13 protein-coding genes and 1 pseudogene are annotated in these 23704 nt (G+C 71.1%); 3 read left to right on the forward strand and 11 right to left on the reverse strand.

What is annotated here, in order from left to right; all coding sequences use genetic code 11:
* Nucleotides 1-91 precede the first annotated feature (91 nt).
* The 11 genes and pseudogenes from QSK39_RS21225 to QSK39_RS21275 all read right to left on the reverse strand — a co-directional run bounded on the left by QSK39_RS21225 (nt 92) and on the right by QSK39_RS21275 (nt 20584).
* Nucleotides 92-6373: a tetratricopeptide repeat protein gene (locus QSK39_RS21225; RefSeq protein WP_285479503.1), complete on the reverse strand. Its 6282-nt coding sequence runs from the start codon at nt 6371-6373 to the stop codon at nt 92-94.
* Nucleotides 6370-8103 (reverse strand): annotated as a pseudogene (locus QSK39_RS21230) (Hsp70 family protein). Before QSK39_RS21230 ends, QSK39_RS21225 begins: the two are co-directional and overlap by 4 nt.
* Before the next feature lie 97 nt (nt 8104-8200).
* Nucleotides 8201-8392 carry a hypothetical protein gene (locus tag QSK39_RS21235; protein ID WP_285479504.1) on the reverse strand — a complete coding sequence of 64 codons (192 nt, stop codon included), beginning with the start codon at nt 8390-8392 and terminating at the stop codon, nt 8201-8203.
* Nucleotides 8389-10020, reverse strand: coding sequence for a TRAFAC clade GTPase domain-containing protein (locus tag QSK39_RS21240; protein ID WP_285479505.1), 1632 nt, complete (start codon nt 10018-10020; stop codon nt 8389-8391). Before QSK39_RS21240 ends, QSK39_RS21235 begins: the two co-directional genes overlap by 4 nt.
* Complete coding sequence (locus tag QSK39_RS21245) at nt 10021-12471, reverse strand: GTPase-associated protein 1-related protein (protein WP_285479506.1); 2451 nt, start codon at nt 12469-12471, stop codon at nt 10021-10023.
* Nucleotides 12468-13664, reverse strand: a complete 1197-nt coding sequence (locus QSK39_RS21250; protein ID WP_285479507.1) for a zinc ribbon domain-containing protein — start codon at nt 13662-13664, stop codon at nt 12468-12470. Before QSK39_RS21250 ends, QSK39_RS21245 begins: the two co-directional genes overlap by 4 nt.
* A complete protein-coding gene (locus QSK39_RS21255) occupies nt 13664-16297 on the reverse strand; it encodes a hypothetical protein (protein WP_285479508.1) in 2634 nt (877 codons plus the stop codon). The genes QSK39_RS21250 and QSK39_RS21255 overlap by 1 nt, the downstream gene beginning before the upstream one ends.
* A gap of 1 nt (nt 16298) precedes the next feature.
* Nucleotides 16299-17972, reverse strand: a complete 1674-nt coding sequence (locus QSK39_RS21260) for an Hsp70 family protein (protein WP_285479509.1) — start codon at nt 17970-17972, stop codon at nt 16299-16301.
* Nucleotides 17965-18612: a nucleotide exchange factor GrpE gene (gene grpE / locus QSK39_RS21265; protein WP_285479510.1), complete on the reverse strand. Its 648-nt coding sequence runs from the start codon at nt 18610-18612 to the stop codon at nt 17965-17967. The genes QSK39_RS21260 and grpE overlap by 8 nt, the downstream gene beginning before the upstream one ends.
* A gap of 657 nt (nt 18613-19269) precedes the next feature.
* Entirely contained in the window at nt 19270-20121 is an 852-nt protein-coding gene (locus QSK39_RS21270; protein ID WP_285479511.1) for a hypothetical protein, read from the reverse strand.
* Nucleotides 20122-20326: 205 nt separating this feature from the next.
* On the reverse strand, nt 20327-20584 hold the full coding sequence (locus QSK39_RS21275) for a hypothetical protein (RefSeq protein ID WP_285479512.1): 258 nt from the start codon (nt 20582-20584) through the stop codon (nt 20327-20329).
* 384 nt (nt 20585-20968) lie between these two features.
* Between QSK39_RS21275 and QSK39_RS21280 the strand changes: the two genes are divergently transcribed.
* The 3 genes from QSK39_RS21280 to QSK39_RS21290 are packed head-to-tail and all read left to right on the forward strand — an operon-like array spanning nt 20969 to nt 23703.
* Nucleotides 20969-21280, forward strand: coding sequence for a hypothetical protein (locus QSK39_RS21280; RefSeq protein WP_285479513.1), 312 nt, complete (start codon nt 20969-20971; stop codon nt 21278-21280).
* On the forward strand, nt 21280-23154 hold the full coding sequence (gene dnaK, locus QSK39_RS21285; protein ID WP_285479514.1) for a molecular chaperone DnaK: 1875 nt from the start codon (nt 21280-21282) through the stop codon (nt 23152-23154). Before QSK39_RS21280 ends, dnaK begins: the two co-directional genes overlap by 1 nt.
* 9 nt (nt 23155-23163) lie before the next feature.
* The gene (locus QSK39_RS21290) at nt 23164-23703 is read left to right on the forward strand and encodes a nucleotide exchange factor GrpE (RefSeq protein WP_285479515.1); all 540 of its coding nucleotides are present in this window, start codon (nt 23164-23166) and stop codon (nt 23701-23703) included.
* Nucleotide 23704: the final 1 nt, after the last annotated feature.

Consider the following 23704-nt stretch of genomic DNA (forward strand, 5'->3'; position numbering starts at 1 on the left):
ATCGAATCTCCCGTATCCGGAGCGCCGGGACTTCGGACCTTACCGTGACGGGAATACGTTGTCCGGTACGGAAAAAATTGTCCTCGAACTGTCAAGTCCGCGGCGGTGCACCCGGAACATCGTCGGTGAGGGGCAGGATCAGCTTCGGCAAGGTGCCGTGGCCGGCCTCCCGGGAACGGACGCGGATGTCGTCGTGGATCTGCTGCTCCACACCGGACGGCAGCTTCTCGTGCACCAGGTCGGCCAGCCGAGGCCGTAGCTGGGCGAAGTTCTCCTGAGCGGCCGCGGAGACGAGGATCCGGGCGAGCGTCCGGGGCAGCTGCGGGACCTGACGCAGCAGCTCCTGCTGGACGTCGAGCGGGCTCCAGCGGAACAACATGCGCAGCGCGGAACGCAGCTTGTTGGCCAGCGCGTTTTCCTGCTTTTCCGACAGCTGGGCGTCGGCGGCGGCCGCGACGCGCAGCAGCACCTCGACCGCGGATTCCGGCTCCCCTTGCCGCGCGAACCTCGTGATCAGGTTGCCGAGGACCGCGAAGCTGTCGACATCGGAGGGCGCGGCCGCCGCAACGTCGAACACCTCGTCGAGGTCCAGTTCGGCCGTCGAGCCACCCCGGCAGGTCAGCCTCAGCCAGGCGGAGCGGGCGATCCTGGCGACGTGCCCGGCCTGCCGTCCACCCGGTCCGACGACGGTGGCGGACGCCGGATCCACTTCGAACAACCGCCGCAGCATCCCGTCGACCGCACCGAACCCGGCCTTCCCGTCCAGCGCCACGTCGACGGCCAGTTCGAGGACGTTCCCGCGGGCCGCCTGGACGGTTGTCGCGCGGAAGCGCGCGGCGAGCGTCGGCTGGTCTGGGGCGTCGACCGATCCGGCCCGGTAGAGGCGACGCCACAGGCTAGCGGCCTCTTTCTGCTGCGTCCCGCTGCCGGCGAACAGCAGCTCGACAAGTTCACCGAGCGTCGCGGAGTAGCCGCGGAGCTCCGCGAGCAGTTCGCCGTCCAGATCCTTCACGACCTCCGCCAACGGCTGCGCGGCCTGCCGGCGCACCGAAAGCTCGACGAGCAGCCGGAGCAAGCCCGGGAAGCGGCCGAGGTGGGGCACGAGGTCGTAGCTGACGTTCTGCTGTCCGATCGGCGAAAGCACGCCGACGTCGGCTTTCACGCGCTCGAGCGCGGCCTGGGCGATGGGTTGGCCGCCGACGGCGGCCGGGATCAGCAGGACCGCCAGGCCGTCGTCGTCGAGCCAGTCGGCCACGCGTCCGGCCGGCCGGACGCCGTCAACGAGCATCGCCAACTGCCGCGGTTCGAGCTTGGCGTCACGGAGCGCCTGGCGGGCGGCGTGTGCCAGCCGTTGCGGGCCCTCGGCCAGGCTGTTCCCCGGCGCGGGAAGGCCGTCAAGCAGCTCGGTGATCATCGGGACGGCGGCGACGGCCGGGGCCTCGCCGCGCGCCGCGGCACGCAGCAGCGGCAGAAACAGCCAGCCGAGCGCGAACGGGGCCGCCCCGCTCAGGCCGCGCAGCCGCGTCATCGTCCTCGTGACGAGCTCCCGGCCGAGCGCACCCGTCGTGATGAGCTCGGCCAGCGCCTGCAGCCGCGCGTCGGCGAGGACGTCCCGGCTGTCCCGCTCCAGGCGCGCGCAGACGTCCTCGAGCGTCGCCAGCCACCAGTCGTCCAGGCTCGGCGAGAGCTCGTCGAGCCGAGTCCGCCACTCGAGGACCTCGATGCGCCCGAGTGCTCGTCGCATCTCCGAAGCGGCCGCGTCGTGGTTTTCCTGCGAGCGCACGATCCGGCCCCGGAAGGCCGCCGCGGTGGCGGGCGATCCCAGCACCGGCCAGTTTTCGGCGACGAGTTCGACGACGCGGCAGGGCACGGCGCGATGCGTCTTCCGGTCGATCGTGGCGTCGAACAGAGCGAGCAGCTCCTCCCCCGCCCACGCGGAGTTCGCCGGCGCGGCGGCGACCAGCACCCGGGCGAGCAGCTGCACCATCCCGGCGGGATCGTTCTTCCAGGACAGCACCACCGCGACGCAGTCCAGCCGGCGCAACGCCGCGACGACGAGGGCCGGGCTGCGCGCGCTCAACCGTTCGAGGGCTTCCAGCACCGACTTGCGCACGGACTCGTCCCGCTGCCAGACCCGTTCCAGCATCGCGATCTGCAGGCCGGTGTCCGCCTTGGCCACCGTCGGTATCGTCTGCGTGTACCGCCGGAGGGCAGCGGTGTCGGCGATCTCGATCAGCCGTTCGGTGGTGTCGGCGAGTGCGGGCCGGTGCGCGAGAACGCCGAGCGCGATCCGCTGCAGCAGCGGCACGCCGGCTTCGGCCAGGCCGGCCAGGATCTCGGCCGCGGCGTCCGCACAGAGCGGGTCGTCGACCGCGAGGATCAGAGCCTGCTCGGCCACCGCGCCGACGAACAGATCGTCCGCGTGCTCCCGGAGGTGCCCGGTGAGGAAGTCCAGTGCGCGTACCCCGTCCCGCGCCAGCAGGCCTCTGGAGGCCGCGTACTCGAACATCGTCTGGTGGAAGAACCGGACGGCGTCACCGGAGCGGGCCAGCACGCCGCGGTGCGCGAGAGTCGTGACCTCGGCCCAGACGACCGACCGGTCGGCTTCGCCCCGAGGGTCCCGACCGGCCGCCACCTCGGCGACGGAGTGGACCAGCACTCGCTCGCCGAGCTCGACCAGTCCGGCCACGAGCAGCGCGATCCCGGCGTTCTCGGCCGTCGAGGAGAGATCCGCACCGTCCGCGACCGCGAGCTCCCCGCGTCGGTCCGTGTGGACCCGCCGCTCCCAGTAGGTCTCGTACAGGCTCGCCACATCGTGTTCCAGCACCGGGAAATCCGGGGTGTACAGCTCGAACAACAGGCGCAGCTTCAACGGGTTCAGCACGACTTCGCGGATGGTCAAGCCACGGGCGGACGCGCGGACGATCGCGTCGACCTTCTCCTCGGGGGAACCGGGCGGTGCGTCCGGGCAGAAGACCGCCACGTGCGCGGCCACGGCCGTCGGCAGTTCTTCGTCGTCGTAAGGCCCCAGGACGACGGTGCGGAACGCCGCTGCGGGCAGCGTCCGCGCCTCCTCCGGGCGAGAGGTGACGACGAGTTCGGCACCCGCAGTGGCAATCGCGTCGCAGAGGTCGAGGAAGTCTTGGCGCTGCCGCTCGTCGTGGAGGAGAAGGTCGACCGTGTCGACGAGGTACACGGGAATGTGGCTACGGGAGCGCGCCAGCTCGGCGGCCGCGACCAGCGCGTCGATCGTGACCCGCGCCTGATGCCCGGCACCGGAGGTCAGCCAGGACGAGTCGAACAGATAGGCGTCAGTCCCGGTGCCGGCGGTGAATTCCGTGTACAACGCCCACAGGAGGCTGCTCTTACCCTCGCCGGCCGCCCCCTGCACGAGCACCGGCTTGTCGTAACCGTCGTCTCGGAGCAGCGCGACGACCCGGGAGTGCTCGGTTCTCCGTACGTGGAGCCCGGTGCTGAGCCGGTGGCGTACGCCGTCGACGCCCTGGCCAGCTGCGACGTCGAGCTCGGTTGCCAGACGGTCGGAGAGCATCCGCAGGCTATGCGCCACGGACCGGCCGGCAGCCGACTCGAGCTCGCCGGCCTTCAGGCGAGCGCGCACCTGGGCGGCGTTCGGGTCGTCGAGCTCGTCGAAGATTTCGAGCGCTTCGAGGTACTTGAGACGCGCCTCGCCGTCGTTCGGGTCCTGGGCGGCGAGCACGTCCCCCAGGCCCAGCAGCGTGAAGGCGAGCCCGTACCGGTCGATCGCGCGACGCGCCGCCTCCGCCGCCCGGTACGCGGCCACGGCTTCTTCGCGCTCCCCCAGCTTCGCGAGCACGCCCGCCAGGTTGTTGACCGCCCACGCGCGACCGTGTTCGTCGCCCAGGTCGTCGAACGTGGCTACGGACTGCCGGGCGTGGTCCAGCGCCGCCGGCAGGTTGTCCAAGGCCAGGTGGATGCCACCCAGCAGGTTCGCAGCTCTGGCCCGGCCGTGCTGAAGCTCGGTCGACTCGAACAGCGAGAGAGCGGTGGTGGCGCACTGGAGCGCCGGCTCGAGTTCGCCCGCCTCGCGGTAAGCCTGAGCGAGATGCAGGTTCGCCTGAGCCTCCCCGGCCGCGTCCCCCGACTCCTGGAAAGCCGTCAACGCCTCACGAAGGGCTTGGAAAGCGTCCTCGATCCGCCGTCGTTCCCGGTAGGCGACCCCGAGCCCGTCGCACAACCAGGCCCCCGCCTCGCGTTCGCCGGACGCCCGCGCGGCTTTCAGCCCCGTTTCCTGGACCTCGATCCAGGTGGCCCACGGTTTGCGACTGAAGAAATACGCCGACGGGGCGAGCGCCAACCGCCACGTCAGCTCGCGTTCGTCCTGTTCCCAGGCGGCGCGCGTCACCGCGGCCAGGTTCACGAGCTCGGCCTGGAACCACATCTCCGCGGCGGCGGCATCCCCCGGCTCGGCCGGAACGGGCGCGGAGCCCGGAATCCGCGGGCGCCAGCCGTCGAGAACCCGATCGTTGGCTTCGGCGGTCTCGCGGAACCAGCCGGCCACGCGGCGCAGTGCGGCGTACCTTTCCTCGGCGGATTCATCCCGATGGGCGCACTTCGCCGCGTAGGCCCGGACGAGGTCGTGGAACCGATACCGGCCTGGGCCCGCCGATTCCAGGAGATGCGCGTCGAGCAGCGTCCGGATCCCCGCCCGGTCGCCGGCGACGACGTCCGCAGCCGCGCGCGAAAGGGTCGGCCCCGGATAGGTACCCAGCAGCCGGAACGTCCGTCGCGCCTCGGCCGGCAACGCGTCGTAGGAAAGCTTGAAGGCGGCCGCCACCGATGCCGTGGAGTCGTTCCCCTCGGTCAGGGTGCCGAGCAGCTCGGTTTCGAGCTCGGCGATGAAGTCGGCGAACTCGTCGGGCGAAGCGCCCTCCAGCCGCGCGGCCGCGATGCAGAGGGCGAGCGGGTGGTACCCGCAGAGCCGGGCCAGCTTCGCGACCAGCGGACCGGCGCCTTCGTCCGCGGCGTTGTCCAGCAGGGTGATCGCGTCACCCGGCGGCAATACGTCGAGCACGAGCCGACGCGCCCCCATCTGGGCCACCAGGCTGCGCATCTCCGATCGGCTCGTCGCCAGGACACCGCACGTGGACGAGCCGGGCACCAGTGGACGGACCTGGTCGGCGTTGCGCGCATTGTCCAGCACCACGAGGTACCGGCGGCCGTGCAGGCAGGAGCGGTAGCGCCGGACCGCGCCGTCGAGATCCTTGGGGATCGACGTTTCCGGCACGCCGAGATCGCGCAAGAGCCCGCCGAGCACCTCGGCCGGGTCGGCCGGCAGGCCGGCCGGGTCGAAGCCCCGGAGGTCGGTGTAGAGCACTCCGTCGGGGAACCGGTCGGCGGCCAGGCGCGCGCACCTCGCGACGAGCGCGGTCTTGCCGATCCCCGCCACGCCGGTGACCAGCGCGATCTTCGGCGTCTCGTCACCACCGGAGAGGATCGCGTCGAGCTCGGCCAGTTCCTTCTCACGCCCGGTGAAGCGCGCGTGCGTGGGCGGGAGCTGCTGGGGAGGCAGCACCGCCGGCTTGTGGTCGTGGATGTGGAGGGCGCCGATCGAGCCGGCCTGCACCACCGTGCCCGCGGTTCCGGAAACTTCGTTCCGCACCGATGGCGGCTGCGGGTCCGGTACCGGAACGAGCATCGCCTTGGCCTCGACGACGGCGGGAAGAGGCTGGTTCGGCCGCGACCACGCGAGCCCGAGGGTCGTCGCGATGAGGGCGCATTCGATGTCCAGCCCGCGACCCGCGGTGCCCAGTTCGGTGAGATGTCCGCGCAGCTCGGACAGGGCGTCCTTGGCCAACGACAGCCGGGCGTGCTTCGCCGGATCACTCGCGTCCGCTTCGGCGGTCAGCTTCCCGACCTGGCGCAGGGCAAGCATCAGGTCGTCGACCTGCTGACGCAGCTCGGTTCTCGACCGCAGGGTGTGCTCGCGGTCGCCAGCGTACAAAGTTATCGACCTTCGCTCTTCACTCACCACGACCACCGGCTTGCCGGTCTCCTTGGCGTACCGCGAAGCGAAGAGGTGCCGGGTCCCGCCGGCGGTCACGGCGATCTGTGACCGCGGCCGCAGGACCACGCGTTCCATGAGGATCAGTTTCAGATCCGCGGTGACCACCGTGGCATTGTCGTTGCGCGCGGCGCGCCCGATCTCCTCGACGGTGAGCGGGAGGTCTACCTGGATGCCTCCTTCCACGAAGGCGGCATCCTGTTCGTCATACCCCACCACGACGGTCGTGCCGAGGCCCTGTTCACGAACGAGCTCGACGCCTTCGCGCAACACGGTCCGGAAGGCCAGCAGGGCACGCAGATCCGCAGGCGGCTCCTCGCTGCTGGTCACGTCACCTCCGAACCCACGGCGGGGTGTCGGAATTCTATGCCACGATCAACCGGGGCATCGAGTCCCTTGTGGCTTCGGCGAGCATCAGCTACCCGTTCCGGCGGTCCGGCTCCGGTCAGTCCCTTCGCCATCGACGCGATGCCCGCGCGGATCGACTGCTCATCCGCGATCAACTGCCGCTCGTCCTGCTGTCCCGGGCACGCCAATGCCGACAACGCCCCCGCCGCGGCCGTTCCCAAGCCGCGCACGATGATCCGGACGCCCTGTACGCAGAGCTCGCGGGCCAGGGCGATCGCACGCTCGCGGTCGCCCACGTCGCCATCCCCGAAGACGCACAGCACGCGGTTGCCCGGCGGGGGGGAGCCAGGTCGCGACGGGCCAGTTCGAGCGCCGGCACCAGGTCGGTTCCGCCGTGGGACGACGCCGCCGCGAGGCTGTCCGTCAGTTCGACGCGGGGTGTGCCGGCCGGGGCGTAGGCCGAGACTTCGTGGTTCCACAACACCAAACCGCAGTCGGTAGCGCGCGGCGAACGCCTCCGCCAGGAATTGCCCGCCTCCCGCGATCGCCTGGGGCAGTCGGTCGGTGAGGTCGCCGTGGAGCACGCGGCGGTTGTCGGCCACCTCGGCCGACGGCAGCGCGCCCGCCTGCTCGTAGACCTGCACGCGGACTGCGTCCTGGCTGTCGACCACTGTGTAGAAGCCGATCGTCGCGGTAGCCGGCAGCGGCACGTTGCGGTGCACGACGTGGACCACCGCCTGCCGCGTTCCGCTCGGGTCGTGGCCGTCCTCGACCAGGATCCCGAAGCTGCAGGGGCGGACGACCGCGTGGTCGGGGTCCACCAGGCTCGGTCTCCGGCCCAGGCGCTCCTCGATCGCCTGGGCGATGGCCGGCATCCGGCTCGCTCCGCCGACCAGGACCACCTCATGGACCCGCAGCACGCCCTTGTCCGCGGCGGCGGACAGCAGCCGCTCGACGATGGCGAGCGTCCGCCCGACCAGGTCTGCGCCGAGCCGCTCCAAGGTCGTCCGGTCGAACGGCACCGTCACGCGTCGCCCGGCGCAGTACAGGGAGACCGGACGGGAGGTCCCGTTCGCTCAGGTCCTTCTTGGCCTGTTCGGCGGCCGACCGCACCTCGTGCGGGAATCGCCTTCGTACGGGTCGACGTCGGGTGCCGCGTTCGAGAAGTTCTCGAGGAGGAATTCCGCGATCCGGTCGTCCCAGTCGGCTCCGCTCAACCGGCTGTCACCGTCGGTCACCACGACCTGAGCACCGTCCCGGCCGACACGCAGGACCGTCGTGTCGAACGTGCCGCCGCCGAGGTCGTACACGAGCACGATGCTGCCGGGCCGCGCGGTGACGCCGTAGTGCAGCGCGGCCGCGACCGGTTCGCTGAGCAGCTCAAGCACTTCGATCCCGGCGAGCCGGGCCGCCTGGAACGTCGCCTCTCGCTCCCGGGCGCCGAAGTAGGCCGGCACCGTGATGACGGCCTGGACGGCGTCGCCGTCACTTACGCCGAGGTGACGACGGGCGTCCTGGACCAGACTCCGCAGGATGAGGGCCGACACCGACTCCGGCGTGTGCGCCACGTCGTAGAAGAGCAGTTCGAACTCCTCCCCCATCCGGCGTTTGACCAGGCCCACCGGGTTGTCCGGATCGACCGTGGCGGCGTCGCGAGCCGCGGCGCCGACGAGTGCCGCCGTGGCCGAATCGAAGTACACGTCCGACGGCATCGTCAACTCGCCGAGGAGGTTGGCACGACCGTGGGCCGCCCGTCCGGGCCGGGGACGGCAACGGCCGAGAACGTCGTGCCGAGATCGATGCCGGCGATCACATGGCGCTCCAGTCCAGGCTGGTCCACACGTGGCGCACGTGCGCGGCCCAGGACAGCAGTTCCTGCCACCAGCCGGCGAACTCGCCGGCGACCACCAGGGCCGTCACGGCGAGCAGGGACAGCACCACCGCAATCAGCACCACGCGGTAGGTGACGTACGCGGGCGGCAGGCCTTTGAACGCGCTCACAACGCTTCCTCCGGTTCCTTGTCCGGGTCGCCGGGAGCCGGCTCAGCCGCCGGGCCGGTCCACAGCCTGAGCCCCGTGCGGGCGGCAAGCCAGGCGAACGGCGTGGCCGGCGACCGCGGGTCGCCGGCCGGGAGACCGGTGAGGGACGCGACCACGAAGTAGCGGACGTCGCCGAAGTCGCGGTCAGCCGCGAGCACGAGGTTGTCGAGGCCGGCCCGTTCCAGCCAGGCCTTGACGTTCCCCGGCTCGAGGTCTTCCGCGAGCGGCAGGCCCGCCAGCAGGTCCGCCTTGACCACCGTGACGGCCAGCCGCTGTCGTTGCGTCTTCACGCCGTAGTCCCGCAACCGCTTCGCCGTCACGTGATAGACGTTCTCGGGCGCTTCGGCGGCTGGGTTGGCCTTGGCCAGCAGCGCGGCCGACGCAGTGCCGCCGAGCTGGTCGCGCACCCACGGCAGGGAGAACGGGTCCACCACGAACACCAGGCCCTGCGCGTGGTCGAGGAACTCGAGCTTCGTGTTGTCGTCCCGGTCCGCGTAGAACTCCCCGGCCGCGTCGAACAGGTGCAGCAGCGCGCGCCGTCGGCCGGCGGTGTAGCGGACCGTGATTGCCGGGGGCAACTCCCCCGCCGGCGTCTTCACGGTGTCCCCGCCGGCGCCGAGCAGGGACACCGCGTAGTCGAAGGCCTGCCGGCTGCCCCGGTCGACGAACTCCACCGTCCCGCCCGCCGCGGCGACGCGGTCGCGGATGGCGAGCAGACCCGTGTGGACCAGCCGGGTCTTGCCCGCCGAAACCGGGCCGAACACCGGCAGCCGCACCTCGGTGACCAGCGCCGCGTCGGCGGGCAGGGTTTCGAGGCAACGCGGGCAGCGCGGCGGGATGCTCCGGGCGGCGCGCAGCACGGAGGTCGGCAGCACCGTTCCGCAACCGCAACGCCGCCACAGTCCGCCGAGCTGTCCCGGCCGGAGGTCGCGGTGGATCTCGCCGCAGCCGGGGCACGCGAACACAGGCAACGCCGTGACGTAGTAGCACGGCGGGCAGCTGGCGTCCGCGCGGCGCTTCCGGCGGATGAGCCGGTCGGCCGCGCGCAGCAGGCCGGCCGGGACCGCCCACAGTGCCCACAGGACGGCCAGGACCGCGCCACCCACGCCGACAACGACCGCCGTGCCGGCCAGCGCGCCGGCGCTGACGGCGAGCCACCCCGGGCCGAGGACGAGCAGGACGGTCACCCGTCCCGGCCACGACCGCCGGAACGCCTCGCCGATCCAGCCCCAGCCCGACGCGAGCAGGTCGCGCTGGGACTGCCAGACCGCCGCGAGGTCGACCCGCGCCTGGGCGCCGAAGTAACCCGGCCACGCCCGGTCGCGAGGGACCGTGCCGCCTCTCCGTGGCCGGCGCAGGCGGGAGGTCCCCGCCGCGACCCGGTCCGGGGTGACCGTCTCGAGCGTGCCGCGACGGCCGGTGAGGGTGAGCAGCGCCGAGCCGAACGCCATCAGCACGCCGGCCGCGGCCGCCACCGGCAGGACGATCGTCAAGGCCGGCAGGAAGAACCACAGCAGGCCGGCGACGACCAGCCAGGCCACGAAGTACAGGGCGATGATCGCCGCGACGAACCCGATCAGGTACGGCACTCATCGCCCCTTGTGGAGGCCGCGAAGGCGCCAGCCGGACTTCGACGGCTTGGTGTCTTCGGCCGCTTCGTTGTCGCGATCGGCGCGCTTGGCCCGCTCGGTCCGGCCTGTGGTGACCTTGGCGGCCCGGGTGCCGAGCATCCGGTGCCAATCGGCGACGAGCTGCTCGTTGCCGGCCAGCACCCGGGCGATCCGCGGTTGCCTTTCCCTGCCCGCCGCCTTGAGCCAGTTCAGCAGCACGTGCTCCGCCCTGCTCGCCGCGTGCTGCGGCGTCGCGGCCGCACCGATGGCGACGAAGCTGAGCGCCACGGCCACGTCGGCCCGATCCGGCTGCTCGCGGTCGTCCCAGTACCGGGGCAGCTCGCGCAGCAGCAGCTCCAGCAGATCCACGCCCGCCCGTTCGACGACGGCGACCGCGTCAGCCGGCCGCAGCCGTTCCAGCAGCGCCGGCACGATCTCCGCCGACCGCGCCGTCAGCACCGGCTGCTTGACCTGCGCGAGCGCGCTCGGCCGCGGCGCTTTCCCGCGGGCGAGCGCGTCCAGCCAGCGGCGCACGCCCGCGTCCTCTTTGGACAGATCGGCCAGCCGGTCACGGCCGGGCAGCGCGCTGCGGTCGTACACCAGGGCCAGGAGGTCGAGTTCGGCTGCCGACGGCCGCGGCCGGACGAGCTCGTCCAGCGCCGCCCCGACCGCGTCCTCGAGCCAGCCGGTCAGGGGGCTGTGGGGAAGCGTCCCCAACAGGACGGTCAGCTCCTCCGCGGTCGGCCGTGCCCGGGCGAACAGGGCGTTCCACACCCACCCGCCGCGGTGCTCGGCAGGCAACGACGGCGCCTGCGCGAGGACACCTTCGACCGTCTTGCGCCGCCGGTCCGGGGTCCCGAACGCGACGGCCGCGGCCGTGACGGCGGCGTCGAGCACAGCGGTCGGATCCGTGGCGGTCGGCCAGAGCCGCCGCCACCAGAATTCGCCGACGTCGGCTCGGTACTTGGCATCGTCGCGCCCGTTCAGGCGAGCGGTGAGCTCGTCGCGCACGAGGTCGAGCAGGTCGCTGCCGCAGGACCAGCGGTCGGGCCGGAGGGGGACCTCCGGGTGGTCGACCCACCAGCGGGCGAACCGGTGCGCCGAGTCGGCGAACGCGGCGATCTGGGGTGCCACGCCGAACCGGGTCGCAAGCAGCAGGACGTCGTCGAGCCGCTCCGGCGGCACCGCACCGGCCGCCCGCCCGGCCACTTCCGCCGATGTCGCGTCCGGTCCGGCGACGACCGGCGCCCCGGCCAGCTCGGCCAGCTCGGCGGCGAACAATGCCCCCGTGATCCGCTCGTCGAGCTCGGGCCCGAACCGGTGCCGTCCCGCCGCCTCGTGCAGGGCGCGGAGGGCGCCGAGGTCGAGGCCGGCCTGCAAGGCGACGTCCGCCACCGGCTGGACGACCTCCTCGGGCTGGGGAACCGCGCAGCCGCGCAGCCATTCGACGAGCTCGGCGGCGCGCACGGCGTGTTCGACGGGCTCGCCGAGCACGGCCACGGCGGCCACCCGGCGCTCCGCCGCGGCCAGGCGCTGCTCGCCGCCCGCCAGCCGCTGGGCGAGCTCGATCGCGTCGACGACGTCGTAGGGATCCTCCCGCAGGAACCGGGGCACCCACAGGCGGGCGCCGTCGGTCGGCGCGACCGCGGAGTGCCGCCCGGTGGTCAGGTTGAACACGAGGAAACCGTTGTCCCGGTCGGGATTGCCCAGCGACCCGGCCCAGTCGTCGTGCACCGCCAGGACGTCGTGGCGGCTCTGCCGCGGATTCGCCGCGAAGACCCGGAACCCGACGCGCAGGGCACGGGCCTGCGCGAGCAGCGCCGTGCCGGCGGCGAGCCAGCCGAGCACCGCGGAAGCGTCGCCGGAGATGAACAGGATCCGCCGCCCTTCGGGTGTGTGCAGGCGGTCCAGCGCCGAATGCACGGCCAGCAGCCATTCTTCGCCGTCGGGGCGGCCGAGCACCCACTCCCGGACCGCGTCGAGTCCCCACGGTCCGGCCGCGGGATCCGCGGGCAGCGGATCGCATTCCGTTGTCGGCGCGGGACGCTCGACCCACCAGGGGGCGTCCCACAGCTGCGCGGGACGGACCAGGCCGTAGGTCTCCGGATCGGCCGTCACCACGGCATGGGTGAACTGGTTGCCTTCGCGCGCGCCGTTGGCCTCGGTGCCCAGGTACCGGCCGCGCGCGGTCACGTACAGACCTTCGTCGAACACGTGGGTCAGGGACGGCGGGTAGTCGGCGACGTCGCGCTGTTCCCGCATCCAGGTGACCGGGGCCTCGTACAGCGAAGTGCGCTGCACCAGCGACATCGTGCTGTGCGCGATCCCCGGCGACACGGCCTGGAACTGGAACCCGGCGCCCCCGCGCGTGCCCTGCCCGGGCACGCAGTCTGTGTAGTAGAGCGAGCCGAACCCGGGCGGGCCGCTCATGAGGCGCTCCGGTCGATGACCTTGAACAGGCCGAGCAGCCACAGCAGCGGTTCGTCGACGCGGAACGGCCGCACGCCGCCCGGGTCGACCCGGCCTTCGTCGTAGTCCGGCTCGGCGCCCAGCGAGGACACGGCGAAGTAGCGGAACCTCTTGTAGTGGGACCGGAGGTGCGCATCGATGTCGTCGGCCCCCAGGTCGGTGAGGAACGCGCGCAGGTGCTCGTCGGTGTCCCGGCCGTGGGCCTCGTCGTAGCGCGGGCCAGCGGGGGCCGGGCGAAGCAGCGGGTGGCCGTCGCCGAGCATCGAGAAGAAGGCGTCGAACTTCGAGAACACCACCGCGACCGGCGTGGTGATCTTCCGGCTGGCCCGGACCCCGCCGCTGCTGCGCAGCAGCTCGGTGATCCGGGTCAGCACGTTGATCGGCGGGTCAGCATCGCGCCGGCCCTTCTCGGGCACGGTGATCCGGTCGAGCGACCCCTTCAGCTGGAACGGGTCCAGCAGAACGATGAGCCCGTCGGCCGAGGTCAGGTATGCCTGTGCGTTGACGAACTCCTGGGTCGTCATGTCCTCGCCCGCGGCGTCGTAGAACGACAGCGTCGTCGTGCTGTGCACTTCCCGGCCCAGGCTGCGGCGGGGCTGACGCCACTGCAGCACCAACGGCACCTTGAGCCCGTCGGCGGCGCCGGCCGTCGACTCGAACAGCCTGCGGTCGCTGAACAACGCCTGTTCGTAGCCGGCCAGCCAGTCGCTGACCGACCCGCTGCCGCCCTGCTGGTCGCCGGCGAACCAGATGTCGGCGGCGAACCGGCGGCGGATGTTGCTGCGCAGCTCGTGGGCGAGAACCGTCGTGTACACGGTCTTGCCCGCACTCTTCCCGCCCACCATGCCGATCAGCGGGCTGCGGCTCTCGCCGAAGTTGGCCGGCAACGGCGTGTGGCACACCCGGCAAGCCCGGATTCCCGTCGGCGCCCCGCAGTCCGGACAGGCCGCGGTCCGCGCCCGGATCGGGTTGCGCGACTCCGGCAGCGCGAACGTGGGCAGTGAATCCGAGTTGTACCCGGTAAGCCGCTGCCGGTCCTCGTCGAGGACGCGCTTGCACCGGTCCCGTCCCGGCGAAACCCGACCCGTGCACTGGAAGCGCAGCTTCCCGCCGTCGATCCGTTGGTAGCAATAGGGGCAGGCCACTCTGGACATCACGACACCTTCAGCTGCTTGACGGACGGATCGGTGACACGGACGCCTTCGGTCTCCACGAAGCACCGCACCCAGAACGGCTTGCGCAGGCGCGGGAGCTGCGCGGCCAGCTCGACCTGGTGGCCCGGCCGCAAGGTGCGTTCCCCGCGGAATAGCTCGACACCGTCCCCCGGGCTGCGCGGCATCACCGGACCGTGGGCGGCCACGACGACCACCGCGCACCGGGCGATCTCCTGGTCGGCGTCGAGCCGGATGCGCACGGTCCCGCCGCCGACGAGCGGGCGGCGGCTCATCTCGACGGCGTAGTCCACCGTCGGTGGCCGGTCCGCCACGACGACCTCGACGAAGGGGGAAACGCACTCGCCGGCGGCAGTCTGCACCTTCGTCCGCACCTTGACCGTCGTGGCGCCCGAACCACAGGGGACGCGGCAGCCGCCGGAGCTCTGGTACTGCTGCCGGGTCAGCAGCATCCGGCCGGAGTCGCGGGCGCCGGTCCAGTGGATTTCGGCGGTACCGACCTCCTCCGGCCATTCCCAGGCGAGCAGCAGGTCGTCTCCGAACCGCTGGTGCCGCACGCCGGACACCGGCAACGCGATGCCGAACGATTCGTCGTGCCCGCGGATCGCGCCGTCGGGCGTCATCGTGAACGCGACGTAGCGGTAGCTTCCGGTCGGCACGTCCGCGGTGAGGACCTGCCAGCCGTCCTGCTCGTCCCGGCGTCCGGTGACCTCTTCGCCGTAGTCGGCGAGGTCCGCGGCCGACACCACCGCGCCGAATTCCCACGGGCACGGCCCGCTCGCCCGGCGGACGACCACTTCGGCGTCGGGCTGGGCCTTCCAGGAGAGCCGGATCCGCGGTCCGGCACCGTCCTCGGCCGGGCGCATGCTGAGCACCCGCACCGGCTGCGGCCGCCCGGCCGCGGTGATCCGCACCCGCACCGGCGCGGACTGCGCTTCGCCGCCGTCGGCGCGGCGGTACCGGGCGACGAAGCTGTAGATGTGCTCCACGCCTTCGGCGGCGGTCCGATCCCGGAACCGCGTGCGGTCGTGCACGCGGACCACGTCGCCGTCGCCGCGGCATACGTCAACCGCGACGGCGTCCGGGTGCACCACCCACCCGCCTTCCACGGCTCCGTCGGCGAAGGAGAGCCGGATGTCGGCCACTCCGGGCAGCACCTCGGCGGTCGTCCCGGCGGGCCGTGACCACGGGCTGCCCTCGGTTGCAGCGAAGACGGCGTAGCCGAGTTTCGTTCCGGCCGGCGCCTTGAAGTCGGCGCAGACGGTCCGGCCGGCCTCAACCGGGATGACGACGCCGTCGTCGGCGTCGGCGGGCACCCGCCCGTCCCGGCGGACCAGCCGGTACCGGGTCGCGTCGTCGTGGCCGGCGGCCGGGCGCCACGAAAGCCGGACGGCGACCCCCTCCTCGCGCGCGGTCAGCTCCAGAGCCGGCTCCGGTGGAATCCGGCGCAGCTCCGCACGCACTCCTTCGTCATCGGCCGCGAGCGCCACGGCCTGCCGGTAGCGGTGGCCGGCCTCCGCCTCGGCGCCCTCGCGCAGAGCGCGCCGGGCCCCTTCGACGAGGTCGTCCACCAGCGCCCGCTGGCGCTCGACCAGAGACGCCGCCGCGGCGGCGTCCTCGGCTCCGCTGATCGACGCGACCAGCTGCTGCGCCGCCACCATTCGCCCCTTCTCCAGCAGCTCGCGCACCGCGGCCAAGGTTCCCATCGGGGACCCTGCGGATTCGTTGAGCACGCTGAAGACGGCAAGGCGCGCCTCCTCCGGCTCCCACCGGGTCTCCAGCAGCTGCTTGAGCAGCGCACTGGCCGGAACGCCGGCGCCGTGCTGCCGCCGGATGTCGTCGAGCAGGTGGAAGAGCGCGAGCTTGCCGAGGTCGGCCCCGTCCCTCGCGGCAGTGGTGAGGATACTGAGCGCCTGGCGGGCGCCCTGGTTGCCGGCCCGCCGGTTCTCCCGCTCGACCGCCCGGGCGACCGCCACCGCCGTGACCCCGGCCGCTGCGCCGTCAAGCAGCCGGAACAGCGACCGCTCGCCCCGGAGCAGCTCGACGACGCTCGAGCAGCCCGCGTCGATCAGGTGATCGCGCAGGTGCCGGTAGGTCGTGTCGATCAGGCCGCTGGTGTTCGGCAGCTCGACCGGCGCGCTGCGCCAGACGTCCGCCTCGGCCAGTGCCTCGTCGACCTCGTCCGGCGACAGCGAACCATAGGCCGCGCGAACCGTGGCGTCGAGCTGACCGGGCGCGATCAGCTGCAGGGCGCCGAAGTTCTGCCGGAGCGTCTTCGCGAGGTCGTCGATCCGCTGCCGGTTGGCGCCCTTCCGGTCGGCCGCGTACTCGCGCCACCAGATGATCCGGGCCAGCTCGCCGCCGTGCTCCTGCTGCAGCGCCTCGTCAGCCCTGAGGAACGCTCGGTAGACCCTCTGCGCGAACCCGGGGCTGGTCAGCCCCTTGTTCCACCGGGAGCGGACCTCCCGCAGCCGGCGCTCGACCTCGTGGTCGCTCATGCCGAGGTCGATGGCGTAGCGAGCGAGCAGGTCGTCCGGCAGCTCACGACCGGCCCAGCCCCGCAGCGGCTTCACCACCGTTTGCTCGTAGGCCTTCGGATCGAACGGCGGCGCCACGTCAGCTCGACACCGTCAGCGCGGAAACGGCCTTCGTCGCCTCTTCGACCTGTGCTTCGGACAGGACGCTGACCCGGACCTCGATCGTCAGCGATTTCCCCGTGCTCGGTTCGGTCGCGTCGACCCGGAGCAGGCCCTCCGCGTCCACCTCCATCTCGATCTTGAGCGGCGAGCCCTTCGGCAGCGGCGGCAGCCCCGTGATGCTGCCCTTGCCGTCGTTCAGGTACTTGTTCTCGGCCATCCGCGGCCCGGCCACGGCGCCGGACTGCTCGTAAAGCTCGACTTCGATCTCCTGCTGGCTTTCGTACACGGTGCGCGCGTCGAGCACCTGCGTTCCGGTCGGCAACGGGTCGTTCGCGTGCACCAGGTGCGCGACGTAGAACCGCTCCGGCTTGCTCTCCCAGTCCGGGTCACTGGTGTCCAGCAGCTTGACGCCGAACGCCTTGGGCAGCACGTTGCGCGTCTGCTTCGCGGCGAGGCTCCGGAGCGTGCCGGCCGCGATGCCGGTGCGGGCTTCGAGGTCACCGACCGCTTCGGACGCGCGAGTCTCGGCGTCGTCGGCGGAGCTCGCTCGCTTCCGCGCGTCCTCCTGCTCTTTGTGGACCACCCGGCCCAGTGCGTACAAGGCAGCGCCCTTGGCCACCGCGAGGTGCGGGTCGTGCAGCTTCGGCTCCCAGCCGAACTCGGCGCGCAAGCGAGCGGCGACGGCGGGCATGCTCGTCGAGCCACCGACCAGCAGAACTTCGTCGATCTCGGTGTCCGGTGCCTTCTTCTCGAGCGTGGCCAGCGTCCGGTGGACGATGTCGATCGTCTTCTCGAGCAGGTCCTTGGTCATCTCCTCGAACTGCGTCCGGGTGACGTCGATGCGGGCGCTGGCACCGGCGCCACGCAGGGCGACCGGCCGCGAGTCCACTTTGGACAACTGTTTCTTGGTGTTCTCCGCCAGCGTCGCCAGCGACTGCAGGAACTCCTCGTCGTCCTCGGGATCGGTGCCCGGCGGTACCTGCTCGGTGAAGGCGGCGAGCAGGTGGTCGCGCAGCCGGTTGTCCCAGTCCGCGCCGCCGAGACGGTCGTCGCCGTCCGTGCAGACGACCTCGATCTCGTCGGCCGACACCCGGATGACCGTCGTGTCGAAAGTGCCGCCACCGAGGTCGTAGACCAGCACGGTCCGGTTCTCGGCGCCGGTGGTCGCTTCGTAGTGCAGGGCGGCGGCCACCGGCTCGGGCACGATGCCGATCACGTCCAGCCCGGCGATCTTCCCGGCATTCTTGGTGGCGTCGCGCTCCAGCATGCCGAAGTAGGCGGGGACCGTGACGACCACCTTCGAGACGTCGCCGCCGCTGTACTCCGCGGCGTCCTTGGCCAGCTGTTTGAGGATGAGCGCGGAGACCGACTCCGAGGTGTGCGTCCTGCCGTCGAAGTCGAACAACGCCTTGGTGCCCATCTCCCGTTTGATGAGGGACACGACCCGGTCCGGCTGGGTGACCGCGGACTCCTTGGCCACCGAACCGACCACGACGTTCGACTCGTTCTCGAAGTACACCACCGACGGGGTGGTCTCCTGGTTGTCGGCGTTGCGGCACACCGTGGTCCGGCCGCTCTCGTCCACGTAGGCGATCGCCGAGTATGTCGTGCCCAGGTCGATGCCGAAGACGCGGAGCGTATCGTCAGCCATCCGTGCGTTCCTCCAGTTCGTGCTCGTTCACGTGCACCGGCTCTGCTGCCGGTTCCGCCAGGGACTGCTCCGTCCGGCGGCGGACGCAGACCTTCGCCGGCGCCGCGAGCCGTCCCGTCGCGACATCCTGGTAACCGTCGGCGAGTACGTCCGCGATCGTCCCGTCCTCTTCCGCGCTCGCCGCTTCGACGACTTTCACCGCCCGGTGTTCCCGGCCTGAGAATTTCTCCCCCACCCGCGGTCGAAACGGGACGATCCCGCACCTCTCCAAGGCGAGTTCGACGTCCAATGCAAATGACTCCAAGAGCCGAATGACCTGCTCACGACTCATCTCGGCGGGCAACGTCCTCACTTGCCGGACAATCTCACCGCGCAGGTTCTGCAGGTCGGTGACGACCGGCCGCAGGACGACTCCCTGCTCGCCCGCGCGAAGCCGGATGAGCTCCGCGTGCAGCTGGTCGATCACGCGCTCCCGCGCTTCGGCGCGGACGTGGTGACCCCGGATCTGTTCTGCCAGCGAGGCAATCGCCTCGGCGACTACCGGGTCGGGCCCCAGCGCACGCGGCTCCGCAGGCTCGGCACTCCCCGGCGGTTCCTCGAGCACGCGTTCCGCCGTCTCGACCTGGTGCGCATCGCTCACGCCGCAACCCCTCGCATTTCCCGACGATTGGCCGCCCGCCCTCCGGGGAGTCACGGGGCAACGCGACCAGACGTTACTAGTTGCGACGCTTCGAAGGCAGCAATTTCACGAATTGACTGCTCGGTCGTTCGTGGCCGCGTATTGGCCACTGGCCAACCAACGCGGCCGAACAATGACCCACAATTGTCCTTTTTCGCATGTGCATTCTGTGGTATTAGACGCGACCCGCCATCGGTCGCCCACGCCGGAAGGTGGCGGAGTCCAACTACGCCAGTTGGCCGACGGCCGGGCCCATCAACTCGCACGCGAGTTCCAGTTAGCCGCCCATCGCAGGCGCGAAGGCGCCCCAGGTGGCGTGAGGACCGACGTCTGCAGTGCCCACAGAGCCTCAACGTCAGCTTCTTTCCGGCGGGCGGACGAGGGCTTTCCCGGTGTCGCCGTCTCAGGAGCCGACGGCGACCCAGACCGACGTCTCGGCAACCCGGCGACGTAACAGTCGGGCGGGCACCTGGCAGCCGCGAACCAGCCGACACCTTCCCCGTCGAACTCGGTGCCCCACCGGCGGTCGGACAACCCCATCGCATCGAGCGCGCCACGGCTGGACAGCGTCGTCCCGAACGCCACGTGAGGCCGACAAGTTGAACGACAGACGACTGCTCAAGCCGGGGTCTTGTTCACGACCGTAAAGACCAAGTTGAGCACACCGACCGGGACGAAGATGAAGAACCACCACTTCAGGCCTTTCAAGCACGCACCCCGCAGCCACAGCTCACTGCGCCCGTAAATTCCGGAGCTCGTCGCGGCCCAAGCCAGAACGAAGCCCAACGTCGCCAGATACTGCAGAACCGTCTGTGGCGCACCATCCAGCAGGACCGCCACCCCCGTCAGGACGATCGCGGCTACAAAGGCGACCATGGCGAAACGCGTTGCAGCCACGACCCGCTCGAGACCCTCGGCGACATCGGTGCGTACGAAATCAGTTCGAACGCCCACCTGTGCGCGGTCAGCGGGCCTCTTGATCCGCGCCTGCCTGATCCTGCGCCACGCCGCTACGGCCGCGGCCGGCAACTGCCGCAGGACCAACAACGGCGGACGAGGGTATCCCCGTTGATAAAGAAGAGTCGCACCGGTCGGCCGTAACCGCAGCAGACCCACCCCGCGTTCCGGCCGGTCGATGATCACGTCACCCTTGCCGAAGGTCTGCCATCGCTGGATGTCGGGGTTCACCGAGTGCCCGAATCCATAGGTCCGCCGCCGGTTGTGATGCCTGCACCGGGACCACTCGCCCGGAACCCAGTTGCGACAGTCCCAACCCCGGCTGGTCTTGGGATACGCGCAGTGCACCACCCAGACACGGCCACGCAATAGCCAGATCACCACCGAGATCACCGCAACGTAGACCGGGAACAGAAGGCCGATCCACAGCGGCCACGGCAGATCCGAGACTGCTCCGAGCCGGTTCGACACCCACTGCAGCGTCGATGGCAACAGCGACAGGTAATCGTTCAAAGCGCCCTCCCCGGCAGCACGACACGATGGCTGATTACTACGTGTACTCGGCCAACGGCGCGTCGAAAATCCGCCACGTGGAGAGCCCGCATGCCATGCGCTTGCACCCGAGGTGCACAGAGCGTGATGGCGACGTGGCCGCTGTGACTGGTGGAGGAAGGGTCAAGGCATGTGAGTGGGGTACGACCACCTGGTCGTACCCCACTCACACGATGCCGAACCGCGGCGCGGTCGACGTTGCTTCCGCCGCGTCGACGATGGCGTGCGCGTCGGCCGCGTTGGCCACCCGAACGAACCTGGCCGGAACCGCGCGTTTCGACGGCCGGACCGTATAGACGGCACGAAACTTCGTCGACCGGTTGTACACCGTGACCTTGGCCTGGTTCCAGTCGACCTCGACGACCTGCCTGCGCACGATGCCGAAGAAAAGGAACAGAAGCCGCTGACTGGTGCAGGCGAGCACACCGAAGCTTTCGCCTGTGCTCCGGTCAGCGCCAGGACCCGCTCTTCGGGACGGAGGTGGCCGGCCAGGAGGTTGACCTCCTTCATCGAGCCGACGAGCGGGCAATCACCCGGCCGACCGCGTGCGCGATGTCCGGCCGGAGCGCGGGAGCCGCCTCCGGCGGCTTCGCGTGCGCAACCGGCTGAGCAACGGGCTCCGCGACCGGGCGCTCGGCGTTGTTGGGTTCTCGGCTGCCATACGGAGAACAATGCAGCGGATCGATGCGACGGTACGCGGACACCCATACCTCCGGCGCGCACCCACGCGAGTGCAACGGCGCTTGACCCGGATACGATGCCGCCAAAAGAGGCGGTCGTGGTGACCGCCTCTCCCCGTGTGGGTAACGTGAACCACGGGGGCGCCGCGCTGCGGGGAGCCGGCTCGGGCGCCCTCGCCGGGCTGCTGATCGGCTGGCTGTTCGGGGTCTTCACCTGGTTCACGCCGGTGCTGGCGGCCTTCACCCTCGCCGTTTACGGACTCGTGTTCGGCGCGGTGATCGGCGCGATCTTCGGCCTCGTCGCGCACGCCCTCCAGCGCGGCCGCCGCGACTTCGCCTCGGTGCGGGTGATGACGCCGACCCGCTACGAGGTCGTCGCCGACGCCGAGGTGGCCGACGAAGCCACGACCCTGCTCGCCAAGATGACCGGAGGTGTGTGATGGCCAAGGCGGTCGGCATCGACCTCGGCACGACCAACTCGGTGATCGCCGTCTGGGAGGGCGGCGAACCCACGGTCATCGCCAACTCCGAAGGCGCCCGGACCACTCCGTCGGTGGTCGCGTTCACCGAAAGCGGGGAACGGCTGGTCGGCCAGCTCGCCCGCCGGCAGGCGATCCTCAACCCGAAGGGCACGATCTACTCGGCGAAACGGTTCATCGGCCGGAAGTACGGCGAAGTCGGCGACGAGGCCAAGGCCGTCGGGTTCGACGTCGTCGAGGGTGACGGCGGCGTCGTCCGGTTCAAGGTCCGCGACAAGCTCCACTCGCCGGAGGAGATCAGCGCGCAGATCCTGCGCAAGCTCGCCGACGACGCGGGCAAGTTCCTCGGCGAGCGGGTGACCGAGGCCGTCATCACCGTGCCGGCGTACTTCAACGACGCCCAGCGGCAGGCCACCAAGGACGCCGGCAAGATCGCCGGCCTCGAGGTCCTGCGCATCATCAACGAGCCGACCGCCGCCGCGCTCGCCTACGGGCTCGACTCGAAGGGCCACGAGACGGTCCTCGTGTTCGACCTCGGCGGCGGCACCTTCGACGTGAGCCTGCTCGACGTCGGCGACGGCGTGGTCGAGGTCCGCTCGACCGCCGGGGACACCCACCTCGGCGGGGACGACTTCGACCGCCGGATCGTGGACCACCTGGCCGACCGGTTCCAGCAGGACAACGGCATCGACCTGCGGTCGGACCCGCAGGCGCTGCAACGGCTCTTCGAAGCCGCGGAGAAAGCGAAGGTCGAACTCAGCTCGGTCAGCCAGACGAGCGTGAGCCTGCCGTTCATCACCGCGGGCCAGGACGGCCCGAAGCACCTCACCACCACCTTGATGCGTTCGGTGTTCGAGCAGATCACCACGGACCTGGTCGAACGGTGCCTCGGCCCGGTCAAGCAGGCGATGGCCGACGCGAAGGTGACCGCGAACGACATCGACGAGGTCATCCTGGTCGGCGGCTCGACCCGGATCCCGGCCGTGCAGGGCCTGGTGCGCAGGCTGACCGGGGGCAAGGACCCGAACATGAGCGTCAACCCGGACGAGGTCGTCGCGCTCGGCGCGGCGGTCCAGGCGGGGGTGCTCAAGGGTGAGGTCAAGGACGTCCTGCTGCTCGACGTCACCCCGCTGTCCCTCGGCGTGGAAACCCGCGGCGGCGTGATGACGAAGATCGTCGAGCGCAACACGACGATCCCGGCGCGGCGGACCGAGGTGTTCTCCACCGCGGAGGACAACCAGCCCGCGGTCGACGTCGTGGTGCTCCAGGGCGAGCGGGAGCGTGCCGCCGACAACCGGGTGCTCGGGCGCTTCCAGCTCACCGACATCCGGCCGGCCCCACGCGGTGAACCCCAGGTCGAAGTCACCTTCGACGTCGACGCCAACGGCATCCTCGACGTCACCGCGAAGGACAAGGACACCGGTGCGCAGCAGGGCATCACGATCAGCGAGAGCTCGAACCTCGACCAGGCGGAGATCGAGCGCATGGTCACCGAAGCCGACCGCAACCGGTCCGAAGACCAGCGGCTGCGCGAGGAGGTCGACGCGCGCAACCTGCTCGACTCGGCCGCCTACCAGGTCGAACGGGCCATCACGGACGCCACTCCGCCGCACGAGAAGGCACGCGCGGAGATGCTCGTCCAAGAGGCCCGCGAGGCCGTGCAGGACGCCGCTCCGATGGACCGGGTGCGGTCGCTGACCTCGGAGCTGCAGCAGGTGCTGGCCGGGCTCAACACGCCCCGGCCGAGCGGCGGCGACAGCGGTGGGAACGGCGACGGCCCCCGGCACGCGGCCGACGAAGACGACGTGATCGACGCCGACTTCGACCGGGCGTGAGGCAGAACGATGGCCACCACAGGTAGGGCCGCGGAGCAGGGAAAACCCTCCGCGGAGGTCGCCGGGGACGGCACGGATTCCCGCCCCCGGGAAGTGCCGGCCCCGGCGACCGGGACGGAAGAGAAGCTCGCCGAGCTCGAGGACCGGTGGCGCCGCGCCGTGGCCGACCTCGACAACGTGCGCAAGCGCCACGCCGCCGAGCTGCGGCGGCAAGTGGAAGCCGAGCGGGCGCGGGTCGCGGCGGCTTGGCTCCCGATGCTCGACAACCTCGAACTGGCGCTCGCGCACGCCGAGGCCGACCCGTCGGCCATCGTGCAGGGCGTCCAGGCGATCCGGGAGCAAGCCGTCCGGCTGCTCGCCGGGCTCGGCTACCCGCGTGACGACGAAACCGGTGTCCCCTTCGACCCGAACCGGCACGAGGTCGTCGCCGTCGTCGAGGACCCGGCCGCCGAACCGAACACCGTGACCCGGGTGACGCGGCCCGGCTACGGGACCGACCGGAACCAGTTGCGGCCGACGGCCGTGACGGTGTCCAAGTCACCGGGGTGAT

Origin of the sequence: Amycolatopsis sp. NBRC 101858, from assembly GCF_030269325.1 — a bacterium.
Lineage (GTDB): Bacteria > Actinomycetota > Actinomycetes > Mycobacteriales > Pseudonocardiaceae > Amycolatopsis > Amycolatopsis ponsaeliensis.